Consider the following 12,224-nt stretch of genomic DNA (forward strand, 5'->3'; position numbering starts at 1 on the left):
TCAGCTCCCTCGGTAGGTGGAGAAGGCGAACGGCGAGAGCAGCAGCGGGACGTGATAGTGCCGCTCTTCGGCGACCACGAACGCGATGGAGACCTCCGGGTAGAACGTGTCGATTCGCTGGTGCCCGAAGTACGTTCCGGTGTCGAAGACGATGCGGTAGACGCCCGGTGCGAGATCGGCTCCCAGGCCGTCGATCCGGCCGTCGTCGTCGGTCGCGCCCGCGCCCAGCAGCGCGTCGCCGGAATACAGGGTGACCGCCAGGTCGACTGCTGGCACACCGCGCACCGCGTCCAGCACGTGCGTACTCAAAGTACTCATGCCTGCACCTCGCCCAACAATCGCCGCAGCCGGATTCGGTTGATCTTCGCCAATTCGGTTCGCATCACAGCCCTTTCGGTAGCCGGATCGTTGTGCAGCCGAGCGGTGAGCAGGTCGAGCAGTTCCGCGCCGGATCTGCCGGTCGCGCAGACGAGATACCGGTGACCGAAGCGCTGTTCGTAGGCGCGATTGCCTTCGGCCAGCGCCGCGCGCACCGAATCGGCCGCCTCCGCCATCCCGGACTGCTCCCGGGCCGAGTCCGCGCTGTCCGTCCGGTCGCCGATGCGCGGATGCCCGGCAAGCGCGCGGTCGATCTCGTCCTCGGGGAGGGTGGCGAGCACGGCGTCGGCTGTCTCGTACAGGCGCTCGGCGCTGCGGTACGGCCGCCCGGCGAGCACTCCGCGAACCCAGGCGGGCGAGGCACAACAAGCCAGCAACGCGTCGGTGGCCGCCGCGTTGGACAGCGCGTCGAATCCGGTGATTCCGGCCGCCTCGTCCGTCACCGAACCAGCATCGAATACAGCGAGCCCGCGCGCCACCAGAAGGACGGAGATCACCGTCGGCGTGTCGGACGACCGCGCCTGCCGTCGCCCTCCGAGCCAAGGCGCGGGCTCGCCTCTCGCGGTTACGCCGCACCCCAGCTGTCCGGCACTTTCTGGTAACCCACCGGCAACTCGCGCGGTCTAGCGTGGGACTCGTGGCTGCATCGGATCACGCCGGGAATGCTCCGGTCGCCCGCGCGGGTTGCGCGGGCATCGTGCTCGCCGCGGGCGCGGGCACCCGCTACGGCCGCCCCAAGGCGCTGGCCGAGGGCGGCGCCTGGCTGCGCGCCGCGGTGCGCGCACTGCGGGACGGCGGCTGCGATCCGGTCATCGTGGTGCTCGGAGCCACCGGACCCGCACCGGAGACGGTCGATCTGCCACCGGACGCGGTGCCCGTCTGGGCGCCCGACTGGGCGATCGGCATCGGCGCCTCACTACGGGCCGGGCTGCGCGCTGCGGAGCGGACCCGGGCGCGAGCCGTCGCGATCATGCCGGTGGACACCCCCGACGTCGGCGCCGACGTCGTCGCGCGGGTACTCGCGGCGGAGCGGGCGGCGCCGAGCGGGCTGGCCCGCGCTGTGTTCCATACCACACCCGGCCACCCCGTTGTGATCGACCACAAGCACTGGACCTCGGTGCGTGCGGAAGCCGTAAGAGATTCGGGAGCGCGTACCTATTTGTCCAGTAGAGACGATATGGTGTGCGTCACGTGCGACGATTTGGCGACGGGAAGGGATCATGACTTCCCGGCCTCGACGCACGCTGATCGGAGCGGAAACTGATGCGCGACATCGTCGATGACCTCATGCGGGTATGGCACTCGGGCCGGATCGGTGGCCTGGCCACCGTCGTGCGGACCGTGGGTTCGGGGCGGCTGCCGGTGGGCACAGCGATGCTGGTCGACGCCAACGGCGCCGTCTACGGATCCGGACTGGGCGGCTCGGTGGAGGCCGCGATGCACGAGGCCGCGGTGACCGCGGCGCGCACCGGGCAGCGCGCCATGCACCGCCTACCCGTGCCGCCCGGCGAACCAGGCATGGAGGCGGGCGGCATGATCGACGTCTTCGCCGAGCCGTTCTCCCGGCGGGACTTTCCCGAATTCCCCACTGTCGCATCCGAAATCGCGGCGCACCGGCGAGTTACGGTGTTCACCGTGGTATGGAACCCAGATCCCGACGTGATCGGCCAGCACCTGATCACCGGCCAGCGGCACAACACCGAACTGGTGGCGCTGCCCGAATCGGACGTGTTCATCTCGTCCTTCGCCCCGCCGCCGCGGCTGATCATCTTCGGCGCCAACTCCTACGCCGCGGCGCTGACCGTGCAGGCCCGACTGCTCGGCTACCGCGTCACCATCTGCGATTCGCGCGAGGAGTTCGCCACGCCCGACGCCTTCCCCGGCGCCGAAGTGGTGGTGGACTGGCCGCACCGCTACCTGAACACCCTGTCGGCAGCAGGCGAAATCGACTCCACCACAGGCATTGTCGTACTGGCGCACGATCCGAAGTTCGAAATCCCGTTGCTCACCGTGGCTTTGCGCTTGCCGGAGCTCGGCTACCTCGGTGCGGCGGGCTCGTACTCGGCGCACGCACGGCGCCTGGACGACCTGCGGGCGGGCGGTTTCGACGAGACGACGCTGTCGCGCCTGCACTCCCCCGCGGGCCTGGACGTCGGCGCGCGCACGGCGGCCGAAACCGCCGTGGCCATCGCCGCCGAACTGCTGGCCGCCCGATCGGGGCGATCGGGGCGTCAGCAGTCCGGGAACGCCGAGGTGATCCACGCCGAGCAGGCGTTCGGCGCCAGGGCCACCGTCGGCTTGTGACGGGCGCTCAGCCCTTCAGTCCGGGGTTCTCCGCGTAGACCTCGCGCAAGACCGAGAGGTCGAACAGCTGGTCGGCCTCGATGTCGATCTTCGCGGTGCGCAGCGCGGCGATGTTCTGTTCGATCAGCGCGTCGGTCATGGTGAGCAGACCGTTCGCGGCGGTGTCGGCGGAGACCACCAGGTCGTTCTGCGCGATGGCCTCCTCGGTCTGCTCGGCCAGGTCGAGGTTCAGGTCCTTGCCGTACGTCTCGACCGCGAGGCGCGCCGATTCGGCCGGTGCGGCGACCGCGTCCTTCCACCCTCTGATCTCCGCCGTGAGGAACGCCTTCAGCTTCTCGCGCTCGTTGTCGATGGTGGACTGCTTCACCGTGAGCGTCTCCGCGACCAGCGGCAGGCCGAAATCGGCGAACAAGAAGTGCGCGTTCGGAAAACCCTTGGCGGCGAGGGTGATCGGCTCGTTCGTCACGTAACTGACCCAGCCGTCCACCTCGCCGTTGGCCAGCGGCGTCGGGTCGAACTGCGCGGGCACGATGGTCACATCGCCTGGCTTCATGCCATTGGCGGTCAACAACGCGGTGAAGATGAGCTGATTGGTGTCCTGCACGCCGATCTTGCGGCCCTTCATGTCCTGCGGGGAGTTGATGGGCTTGGCCGCGGAGCTGACGATCGCGAACGGATTCTTCTGGTAGGTGGTCGCGACGATCTTGGCGGGCAATCCCTCGAGGATCGCGGGCGCGGTGGTCTGCGGCGCCGAGAGCCCGAGCCACACCTTTCCGGTGTCGAGACCGGCCTCCACCGACGTGCTCGCCGCGCCGCCCGCCAGCAGATTCACCGAGCCGAACCCCGCCTCCCGGAAATAGCCGCGGGAATCGGCGAAATACTCGCCCGCGAATTCGATGTTCTTGATCCAGGACAGCTGGATCGCCACGGTGCCGAAGCGGGAGCCGTCCGGGATGGAACCACTCGACGAGCCGCCCGCGTCGTCGCCGCAGGAGGCGAGCGCGCCGACGCCGCCGAGTGCGGCTCCCGTGAGTGCCGAATAACGAAGAAAGGACCTGCGGTTCAGGTTCGCCCCGAACGAAGAGCGTTGCGCGGGTGTCATGGGCTGAATTTAGGGGGATTCGGTTTCGTTTTCTTTGCTTTCAGGTTCCCAATACCGAATCGCGACGATCAGTCGCGTCCGGCATCGGGGCCGAACCGGGCCAGCACCAGGTTCTCGACGACGCCCACGATCGCGTACAGCAGCACCGACACCAAGGTGACGATCACGATGGACGCCCACAGCTCGTTGTACCGGAACGTGGGTATCGCGCGGATCAGGCTCGCTCCGAGACCTGTTCCGCTGCCGAGCCATTCGCCGATCAACGCACCGATGAGCGCCCCCGGCACCGAGATTCGCGCGGCCGCGAACACGGCGGGCAGCGCCGCGGGCATTGCCACCATCCGCAGCGCCGTCCAACGCGAACCGCCGTACGCCGCAATCAGTTCCATCGCCTGGCGGGGCGCGCTGCGCAGTCCGGTCGTGATCATCACCAGGGCCGGGAAGAGCACGACGATCGCGGCCATCACGGTCACCCCGCCCACCCCGCGGCCGAATACCAGCACGATGATCGGCGTGAGCGCCACCAGCGGCACCGAACGCAGCAGCATCGCCACCGGCATGAACGTGTGCTCCACGGTGCGGAACGACACGAACAGGGCGGCGAGCGCGATGGCCGCCGCCATGCCGACGCCGAAGCCGAGCGCCGCGTCGCGCAGCGTGATCTGGAGGTTGTCGAGGATGGCCGCGCGCGCTTGCGGCGCGCCGGGCGAGGTGACCAGATAGCGCCACACATCGCCGGGAGTCTTGCCCACCCGCGGACCCACCTGCGGGAAGGCCGCCAGGAACCCCCACCAGATGACCAGCATCAGCAGCAGCGAGGTGACGAGCGGGAACAGGAACGCGCCGAGGCGACGCAGGACGGTCATCGCACCTCCTCCCCGGTCCATGGCGTGACCAGCCGCGCCACCAGCGCCACGATCGCGTAGCCGAGACCGGCCAGCGCGGCGGCGGCCAGCGCCATCCCCCAGGTACGCGGCACGTTGTAAGCGGTCTGCGCGGCGGTCAGCGCGACGCCGATCCCGCTGTCCACGCCGCCCAGATACTCCCCGATGATCGCGCCGAGCACGGCCGAGGGCGCGGCGATCTTCAACGCCGCGAACGTATTCGGCAGCGCGGCGATCAGCTGAACCCGGTACAGCCGTTGCCAGCGCCCGCCGCCGTAGGCGCGCACCAGCTCCAGGCTCGTCCGATCGGCCGAGCGCAGACCGGCGAGGGTGCCGACCATCGTGGTGAAGAAGCAGTACATCGCGGCGAGGAACACTGTCGGCGTGCGTCCACCGAAGACGACCAGAATGATCGGGCCGAGCGCGAGCAGCGGCGTGCAGTAGGACAGGATCGCCAGCTGGGTGGCCAGCGATTCGAATTGCGGGATCAGCGCCACCGTGACCGCGAGGCCGATGGCCAGCGCGTTGCCCCAGAGGAAGCCCTTCAGCGCGCCGATCGCGGTGATCTCGAAGTTCGGGCCGTACAGCTGCCAGCCGTCGACATACATCGTGTGCACGACCCGCCACGGACTCGGGATGGTGCCGCCCGCGAGGCCGAGCGCCGCGGCGAGCCACCACACCCCGACGAGGCCGAGGATGCCGAGCAGCCCGCCGAGCCGCTTCACGACGCACCGCCCGTGTCGGGGGCTTGGACGCCGCGTTCGAAAGCGACGCCGCCAGCACCGGTCTTGCCGAACAGCAGTTCGGAGAGATAGTCGGACAACTTGTGGAATTCCGGGGTGCGCATCATCTCCGGCAGGCGCGGCCGCGGCAGATCGATCTCCACCAGCTCGAGCACGCGGCCCGGGCGCGGGCTCAGCACCGCCACCACGTCGGAGAGGAAGACCGCCTCGGCGATGCCGTGCGTGACCATCAACGTGGTCGCGGGCTTCTCCGTCCAGATCCGCAGCAACTCCAGATTGAGCTTCTGCCTGGTCATGTCGTCCAGCGCGCCGAAGGGCTCGTCGAGCAGCAGCACAGTCGGCTGCACGACCAGCGCACGCGCGATGGACACGCGCTGCCGCATGCCGCCGGACAGCTGCGCGGGTTTGGCCTTCTCGAAGCCTTCCAATCCCACCAGCGCGACGAGGTCGGCGATCTGCGCGGGATCCGGTTTCAGACCGGCCACCTGCAACGGCAGCTTGATATTGGATTCCACCGAGCGCCACGGCAGCAACGCCGCATCTTGGAACGCGATGCCGAGTTCGTGGCGGCCACGCAGTTGCGCGGGCGTCTGGCCGTCGATCAGCGCGGTGCCCGCGGTCGGCTTCTCCAATCCGGCCAGAATCCGCAGCACGGTGGACTTTCCGCAGCCGGAAGGACCGAGGAGCGACAGGAACGTGCCCTGCTCGGTGTGCAGATCCACGCCGTCCAGCGCGTGCACCGTGCGCCGCCCGGCACGGAAGGACTTGCTCAGCCCGCTGATGTGGATACCGGTCCCCCCGGCGTGCTCGGTGTTCATTCGGTCACGATAGAAGGGCTCGATTGCACCGACATTGCGATTCGCGTGGCCAGATTGCGCAATCGTTACGCGCCGAGGGTATTTCGCGGACCGGGTGCGAACCGGTGGCCGACCGTGCACCAGACGAGCGCCGCCCGGGGTGGGACCTTTCGCATCACGCCGAGCGAAACCCGCTCCTCGCGGATGAGATCGCGCCTCCCGCTCGTTGCACACCAGGTGGACCCGCTCAGCACCCTGCTCGACGCCGAACTGCACATCGCGGGCTCGGCCATCCTCTGGCGCGAGATCATCGGCAACGGGTTCGGGCTGGCCGCAGCGGTAGGCGGCATGCGGCGGCGGGTGTGGGCGTGGCCGGTGGGCATCGCGGGCAACGCGCTGCTTTTCACCGTCTTCGTCGGCGGCGTCTTCAATACACCGCAGCAGTTGAACATGGCCGGGCAGGCCGGGCGGCAGCTGATGTTCATCGCGGTCAGCGTGTTCGGGTGGTGGCAGTGGCATCGGCACGCCCGCCTCGAAACCGGGCTGGAGCACCGCGGCGTGGTGCCGCGCTGGGCCAGCGCCCGCGAACGATGGCTGCTTGTCGCCGCCATGCTCCTCGGCACGGCCGGTTTCGCGCAGGTGTTCGCCTGGATCGGCTCCTACGGCCCGTGGGCGGAGGCCTGGATCTTCACCGGCTCGGTGCTCGCCACCTACGGCATGGCCCGCGGCTTGGCCGAGTTCTGGTTGATCTGGATCGCCGTCGACATCGTCGGCGTCCCGCTCCTGCTGAAGGCGGGCTACTACCCCTCCGCCACCCTCTACCTCGTCTACGCGGGCTTCGTCGCCTGGGGTTTCGCCGTCTGGGTCCGCACCATGCGCACCGAATCGCGGCCCGCCGCATCCGTACCCGTGGGGGCGACACACGTCCCGTCCGACTGATCACGCGGGAATCGCCGCCCTGGTTCAGGGCCAGCGCAAGCACGACGTCCGTGGCGGCGTGCTGGGCGCGGAGAACTCATCACGTCCGCATGCCGCTCCGAACTACACGAGGTCGACGCGGACGCCTGCGGCGCGGATGGCGGCGACGGCGGAGGCTTCGGCGTGGGTGTCGGTGACGAGGACGTGGACCTGGTCGATGCCGCAGATGCGGGCGAGGGCGGAGCGTTCGAGTTTGTCGGAGGTCGCGACCACCATGACGTGGCCGGAGCGGCGCACCATCTCGGTGGTCACGCCCGCCTCGTCGATGTGCCTGCACTGCGCGCCGCCCTCGGCGGAAATCGCGTTCACGCCGAGAATCACCGTGTCCAAACGCAATTCGGCTAGGGCGCGCTCGGCCAGCGGGCCGTGCAGTTCGTAGGACTCCCGGCGCGCCACCCCGCCGAGACAGATGGTGCGCAGGTGCGGGCGCAGCACCATCTCGCCCGCGATGTTGAGCGCGTTGGTGACGATGGTGAGCTGATCGTCACCGGAATTGGCCAGATCCGTGCGACCCGCGAGCGCCCTCGCCACCGCCGTGGTGGTGGTGCCGCCGTTCATGCCGACCACCGCGGTCGGGTCGACCAGCGCGGCGGCGTGCTCGGCGATGCGCTGTTTGGCCTCGCCGCCGGTCTGGCGGTAGCGGGCGGGCAGGTCGTAGGCGACCGTCGTCGCCACGACCCCGCCGTGGGTCCGGGTGGCGAGCTGCTGTTCGGCCAGCGCGGTGAAATCGCGGCGCACGGTCGCGGGCGACACCTGGAGCCGCTCGGCGGCCTCCTCCACGGAGAGCCGCCCCGATTCGGCGAGCAGCTCGAGCAGCCGGTTCCACCGCTGCGGACGATCCGTCGGTCCGGTCATCTCACACCGCCCCGACCCGGACGACGTGCCGTTTCTGCATGCACGCGAACAATCTGACCACAGCCACGATGCCAAACCGTAGAGATTCCACGCGCCGGTTGCCAACGTGGACCGCGCGCGGACTCACGGCGCGGCGAGTCCGGAATTGACCACGTAGGCGATTTCCTCGCAGATGTCGTCCAGCGAGATCCGCGCGTCCGGCTGGGTGGTCTGCACCAATTCCTGCGCCAACGAGTTCACCGCGCCGATCACCGCGAGCGCGAACAGGTCGAAGCGCCGCGGTTTGGTCTCGCCGCGCTCGACGGCGCGCTCGGCCTCGGCCATCAGCATCGAGGAGATACGCCCGCGCTGTTCCCTGCGCCATTCCTCCACCGCTTCGCTGACCCCGACCACTTCGACGTAGCAGACCCGCGCGGTTCGCCGGTCGGCGCAGGTCACTTCGAGGTAGGCACGGAAACCGGCGGTCACCCTGCTCGACAGCGGCTCGTTCGCGGTGCGCGCCAGCGCCTCCGCGGCACGGTCGATGGCCTGCATGGTGACTCGATCCACCAGGGCGATCAGCAGCGCCTCGCGGCTGCCGACATCCTCGTAGAAGCTGCGTGTGGAGACGTTCGCGAGGGTGCACAGGCGCTCGATGGAGGTGGTCGCGTACCCCTGGGTGCCGAACAATTCCAGGGCCGAGTCGATCAACCTGGTCCGCCGCTGCGCCACCCGCTGCTCCTTGGACAGGCCCGCGTAATTGCGGCCGTCCTTGGGAGCGCCGTCCTGCCGTGCCACCAATCGATGCTACCGCCGCAGGGGGCTGCCGGCGGGGGCTCGAGAGTAGGGCGATGTCGGTGAGCGGCGAAGAACTGCCAGATGGTCTCCGCCACGTCGATCTGACGGCTGACCGGGCCACCAGCAACTCGGGCAGACGCTCGTGGCCGCCGGGCCGACTGTGCCCGCCGTTGGTCACGGGGTAGCGGACGACGTCGACATCGCTTGGGCAGGAGGCTGTTTCGATAGTGCCCGGGGTTCCTTCCTCGACGCTCGGCTTCGTGACAACTGCTCACTTCACGCTGCCAGCGGTCAATCCCGCGACCAACCGCTTCTCGATGAGCGCGAACAGGATCACCACCGGCACGATGCCGACGGTGGAGATCGCGAACACGTACTGCCATGCGGTGTCGTACTGGCCGACGAACTTGGTCAGCGCCACCGAAAGCGGCTGATTCTCCGGCGTGGTCAGCACCACCAGACTGGCCGCGAACTCGTTCCAGCAGGCGACGATCGTGAAGATGGTCGCGGTGACGATGCCCGGCCAGACCAGCGGCAGACTGACCTTGGTCAGGATCTGCCAGCGGTTCAACCCGTCGAGCTGGGCCGCCTCCTCGATCTCCACCGGGATCGCGGCGAAGAAGCTGTGCAGGATCCACACCGCGAACGACAGGTTGAACGCGGCGTTAACCAGGATCATGGCCAGCCAGGTGTCGTTGATGCCCAGCGCGAAGAACTGCCGGATCAGGCCGGTCACCAGCACCGTGGGCTGCAACATCTGGGTGATCAACACCAGACCGAGGAACACCGCGCGTCCCGGAAACCGGTGCCGCGCGGTGTGATACGCGGCCGGGATGGCGACGAGCAGCACGAGCACCGTGGCGCTCACCGCGATGACGACGGTGCTGACCATGTTGAACGGCAGCGGCGTCTCGGGGGTGTCCCACATCGTCGCGTAGTTGTCCGGATGCCAGGTCTGCGGCAGATAAGTCGGTGGGATGCGCAGGATCTCGGCCCGGCTCTTCAGCGAGCCGAGCACCATCACGACGAACGGCGTCAGGAAGATCAGCGCGATCACGACGCCGATCGCCGTCAACTCCCAGCGACGACGCTTCGCCCTTACCGGCGCTTCTTTCGTCGCGGTGGTGGTGTTTCGGTGCGGCACGCGAATCTCGGTCTCGGCGGTCATGCGTCGACCTCCCGCGTCGGCCGGACCAGTTTCACGTAGATCGCGATGATCACCACGATCAGCGCGAAGTTCAGCACGCTCATCGCGGCGGCGGTGTCGATCTGCTGGTTCTGCCGGATCAGCTTGAACGTCAGCGTCGTCGTGGTGTCCGCGGAGAAACCCGCGATGCTGCCGGTGATCACCTGCAGAATCGGCAGCGAATTGAACACGTTGATGATGTTGACGACGGTGGCGACCGCGATGGCCGGGCGCAATTGCGGCAGCGTGAGGTGGCGGTACCGCTGCCACGGACCCGCGCCGTCGACCCTGCCCGCCTCCTCGATCTCGGCCGGAATCGATTGCAGCCCAGCCAGAATCGTGTAGGTGGTGAACGGTATCGAGACGAACACCGCGACGCCGATCGCCACCAGGAAGGCCTGTGTCGGCTGCTTGGTGAACCCGTAACCGCGATCGAGCAGCCCGATGTCGACGAGGAACCGGTTGGCGATGCCGACGTCGGGATCGAGCATGTAGTAGAAGATCGTCGTCGTCATCACCACCGAGGCGGCCCACGGCACCAGGATCGCCATCCGCACGGCGGTGCGGCCGGGGAAGTCCTTGTTCAGGAACTGGGCGAGCCCGGCCGAGAGCACCAGGGTGATCAGCACGACGCTGACCACCCAGACCACGGTGTGCGCGAGCACCGTGCCGAGTTCGCCGATGTCGAACAGGGCGCGGAAGTTCGCCAGCCCGGCGGGCCCGCGGTCCTGACCGTAGGCGCTCAGGTCCCTGGTGCTGGTCCACAGCATGTAGCCGACCGGGAACGCGACGATGGCCACGATCAGCAGCAGGGCGGGCCCGAGCCACGGGACCGCCCTCAGCATCGCATTGCGCCGCACGCTATTTCGCGGCTTCCTGAATGCGGGTCAGCACCTGCGCCGGGTCCGCGCCCTGCGCGATGGTGCCCATCTGCTGGCGGATGGCGCCCTGCGCCGCAGCCCATTTCGGGTTGTTGCTCGGGTAGAACTTGGCCACCGGAAGCGTCGCGGCGAACGCCTTGGTGACCGGGTCCTGCGCCAGTTCGGCCGCGCCGCTCTGGGTGATCGGGATGAAGCCTTCGTGCTTCACGAAATTCGCGTACACGCCCGCGGAGTAGAAGTGATCGAGGAACTTTTTGATCGTCTCGGTCTTCCCGCCGTCCTTCTTGAAAGCCATCAGGTGATCGGCGACGCCGAGGGTCACCGGCTGGCCGGACTTGGTCGGAGACGGCGCGGTCGCGTACTTCAGCTCCGGATTCTTGGCGGCGATCTGGCCGATGGTGGGCGGCAGGCCCTCGATCATCCCGACCTTGCCCTGGATGAAGGCGTTGATCACGTCCTTGCGGTCGGTCGCGCCCGGATTAGGTTGTGTCGCATTGGCATCGATGAGCGTGCGCATGGCGCGCACACCCTCCAGGTTGGCCGGGGTGTCGACGGTGATCTCGCCGCCGTTGGACCAGTCGCCGCCCGCGCCGAAGGTCCAGATCGAAGTCTCGCCCTGCGCCTCCTCGCTGCCGAGCGGCAGACCGTAACCCGAGACGCCGTCGCCGAGCGCCTGGATCTTCGCCGCGGCCTCGGTCAGTTCGGTCCAGGTCTTGGGCGGCGCGGCGACACCGGCGCGCGCGAACAGGTCGGTGTTGTAGAACAGCGTGCGGGTGGAGGCGAACAGCGGTAGCGCGTATTGGGTTCCGTCGAGCGAGGCGTTCTTCGCGAAGCCGGGCTGGATGTCGGCGAGCACCTGCGGCGAGACGATCTCCGCTGCTGGGTACAGCATTCCGTCGCCCGCGAAGCTGGCGTAGGCGTCGATGTTCAGGATGTCGGGCGTGGTGGACGGTGACTGGAGCTTGGTCCGCACCACGTCGTTGATCGAGTTCCAGGATTCCAGCTGGAGATTCACCTTCAGGCCGGGATTCTTCCGCTCGAAGTCGGCGATGATCCCGTCCCAGAGCGCCTTGGTTCCGGTGGCGCCGTCGCTGTAGACCGGGGCAAGGAAGTTGATCGTGGTGTCGGAGTCGGCGGAATCGTTGGAGCCGAAGCCGCACGAGGCGACCGCGACGGCGAGGCCGGTGGCCAGCGCGGCGCCCGTGAGCAGGCGGCGGAGTGGTCGTTTCACGAAGCGAACCTTTCGAATCTGCACCCCCGGCGCCTACCGACCGCCGATGATGAAGCAAAACGTGTCGACCGGTTGAATCTAGCGCGAATGGTGATCGAACATGACCAT

Annotated in this window: 14 protein-coding genes; 3 read left to right on the plus strand and 11 right to left on the minus strand. The window is 68.3% G+C overall.

Annotation, left to right across the window (positions count from 1 at the left end; all coding sequences use genetic code 11):
• Together uraH and uraD are read right to left on the minus strand one after the other, a co-directional pair.
• Nucleotides 1-318 (minus strand): hydroxyisourate hydrolase, encoded by a 318-nt coding sequence (gene uraH / locus AB0H49_RS23440; protein WP_354998776.1) that lies wholly within the window; start codon nucleotides 316-318, stop codon nucleotides 1-3.
• Nucleotides 315-821, minus strand: coding sequence for a 2-oxo-4-hydroxy-4-carboxy-5-ureidoimidazoline decarboxylase (uraD, locus tag AB0H49_RS23445; RefSeq protein WP_357254348.1), 507 nt, complete (start codon nucleotides 819-821; stop codon nucleotides 315-317). Before uraD ends, uraH begins: the two co-directional genes overlap by 4 nt.
• A 194-nt stretch (nucleotides 822-1,015) precedes the next feature.
• On the opposite strand from uraD, the gene AB0H49_RS23450 reads away from it, so the two are divergent.
• Nucleotides 1,016-1,642 carry a nucleotidyltransferase family protein gene (locus tag AB0H49_RS23450; protein WP_357254350.1) on the plus strand — a complete coding sequence of 209 codons (627 nt, stop codon included), beginning with the start codon at nucleotides 1,016-1,018 and terminating at the stop codon, nucleotides 1,640-1,642.
• A complete protein-coding gene (locus AB0H49_RS23455; RefSeq protein ID WP_354998774.1) occupies nucleotides 1,642-2,682 on the plus strand; it encodes an XdhC family protein in 1,041 nt (346 codons plus the stop codon). The genes AB0H49_RS23450 and AB0H49_RS23455 overlap by 1 nt, the downstream gene beginning before the upstream one ends.
• A gap of 7 nt (nucleotides 2,683-2,689) precedes the next feature.
• Here AB0H49_RS23455 and AB0H49_RS23460 read toward each other — a convergent pair whose 3' ends face one another.
• From AB0H49_RS23460 to AB0H49_RS23475, 4 genes are all read right to left on the minus strand, one after another.
• Entirely contained in the window at nucleotides 2,690-3,784 is a 1,095-nt protein-coding gene (locus AB0H49_RS23460) for an ABC transporter substrate-binding protein (protein ID WP_354998773.1), read from the minus strand.
• Between the two features lie 68 nt (nucleotides 3,785-3,852).
• Entirely contained in the window at nucleotides 3,853-4,650 is a 798-nt protein-coding gene (locus tag AB0H49_RS23465) for an ABC transporter permease subunit (RefSeq protein ID WP_357254353.1), read from the minus strand.
• A complete protein-coding gene (locus tag AB0H49_RS23470; RefSeq protein ID WP_357254355.1) occupies nucleotides 4,647-5,393 on the minus strand; it encodes an ABC transporter permease subunit in 747 nt (248 codons plus the stop codon). Before AB0H49_RS23470 ends, AB0H49_RS23465 begins: the two co-directional genes overlap by 4 nt.
• A complete protein-coding gene (locus tag AB0H49_RS23475; RefSeq protein WP_357254357.1) occupies nucleotides 5,390-6,229 on the minus strand; it encodes an ABC transporter ATP-binding protein in 840 nt (279 codons plus the stop codon). The genes AB0H49_RS23470 and AB0H49_RS23475 overlap by 4 nt, the downstream gene beginning before the upstream one ends.
• Nucleotides 6,230-6,445: 216 nt before the next feature.
• Between AB0H49_RS23475 and pnuC the strand changes: the two genes are divergently transcribed.
• Nucleotides 6,446-7,147, plus strand: coding sequence for a nicotinamide riboside transporter PnuC (pnuC, locus tag AB0H49_RS23480; RefSeq protein WP_357254563.1), 702 nt, complete (start codon nucleotides 6,446-6,448; stop codon nucleotides 7,145-7,147).
• 102 nt (nucleotides 7,148-7,249) lie between these two features.
• On the opposite strand, the gene AB0H49_RS23485 is transcribed toward pnuC, so the two are convergent.
• The 5 genes from AB0H49_RS23485 to AB0H49_RS23505 all read right to left on the minus strand — a co-directional run bounded on the left by AB0H49_RS23485 (nucleotide 7,250) and on the right by AB0H49_RS23505 (nucleotide 12,116).
• Nucleotides 7,250-8,041 carry a DeoR/GlpR family DNA-binding transcription regulator gene (locus AB0H49_RS23485; protein WP_354998769.1) on the minus strand — a complete coding sequence of 264 codons (792 nt, stop codon included), beginning with the start codon at nucleotides 8,039-8,041 and terminating at the stop codon, nucleotides 7,250-7,252.
• 123 nt (nucleotides 8,042-8,164) lie between these two features.
• Nucleotides 8,165-8,818 (minus strand): TetR/AcrR family transcriptional regulator, encoded by a 654-nt coding sequence (locus AB0H49_RS23490; protein ID WP_354998768.1) that lies wholly within the window; start codon nucleotides 8,816-8,818, stop codon nucleotides 8,165-8,167.
• A gap of 271 nt (nucleotides 8,819-9,089) precedes the next feature.
• Entirely contained in the window at nucleotides 9,090-9,986 is an 897-nt protein-coding gene (locus tag AB0H49_RS23495) for a carbohydrate ABC transporter permease (RefSeq protein WP_354998767.1), read from the minus strand.
• Nucleotides 9,983-10,849 (minus strand): sugar ABC transporter permease, encoded by an 867-nt coding sequence (locus AB0H49_RS23500; protein WP_354998766.1) that lies wholly within the window; start codon nucleotides 10,847-10,849, stop codon nucleotides 9,983-9,985. The genes AB0H49_RS23495 and AB0H49_RS23500 overlap by 4 nt, the downstream gene beginning before the upstream one ends.
• A 16-nt stretch (nucleotides 10,850-10,865) precedes the next feature.
• Nucleotides 10,866-12,116 (minus strand): extracellular solute-binding protein, encoded by a 1,251-nt coding sequence (locus AB0H49_RS23505; protein WP_354998765.1) that lies wholly within the window; start codon nucleotides 12,114-12,116, stop codon nucleotides 10,866-10,868.
• Nucleotides 12,117-12,224 lie beyond the last annotated feature (108 nt).

The organism is Nocardia sp. NPDC050713 (genome assembly GCF_040654315.1).
Lineage (GTDB): Bacteria > Actinomycetota > Actinomycetes > Mycobacteriales > Mycobacteriaceae > Nocardia.

Excerpts from the sequence above, each read along its gene's own strand:
- uraH (WP_354998776.1), bottom strand. The coding sequence starts at position 318 with ATGAGTACTTTGAGTACGCACGTGCTGGACGCGGTGCGCGGTGTGCCA.
- AB0H49_RS23455 (WP_354998774.1), top strand. The coding sequence starts at position 1,642 with ATGCGCGACATCGTCGATGACCTCATGCGGGTATGGCACTCGGGCCGG.
- AB0H49_RS23460 (WP_354998773.1), bottom strand. The coding sequence starts at position 3,784 with ATGACACCCGCGCAACGCTCTTCGTTCGGGGCGAACCTGAACCGCAGG.
- AB0H49_RS23465 (WP_357254353.1), bottom strand. The coding sequence starts at position 4,650 with ATGACCGTCCTGCGTCGCCTCGGCGCGTTCCTGTTCCCGCTCGTCACC.
- AB0H49_RS23475 (WP_357254357.1), bottom strand. The coding sequence starts at position 6,229 with ATGAACACCGAGCACGCCGGGGGGACCGGTATCCACATCAGCGGGCTG.
- AB0H49_RS23485 (WP_354998769.1), bottom strand. The coding sequence starts at position 8,041 with ATGACCGGACCGACGGATCGTCCGCAGCGGTGGAACCGGCTGCTCGAG.
- AB0H49_RS23495 (WP_354998767.1), bottom strand. The coding sequence starts at position 9,986 with ATGACCGCCGAGACCGAGATTCGCGTGCCGCACCGAAACACCACCACC.
- AB0H49_RS23500 (WP_354998766.1), bottom strand. The coding sequence starts at position 10,849 with ATGCTGAGGGCGGTCCCGTGGCTCGGGCCCGCCCTGCTGCTGATCGTG.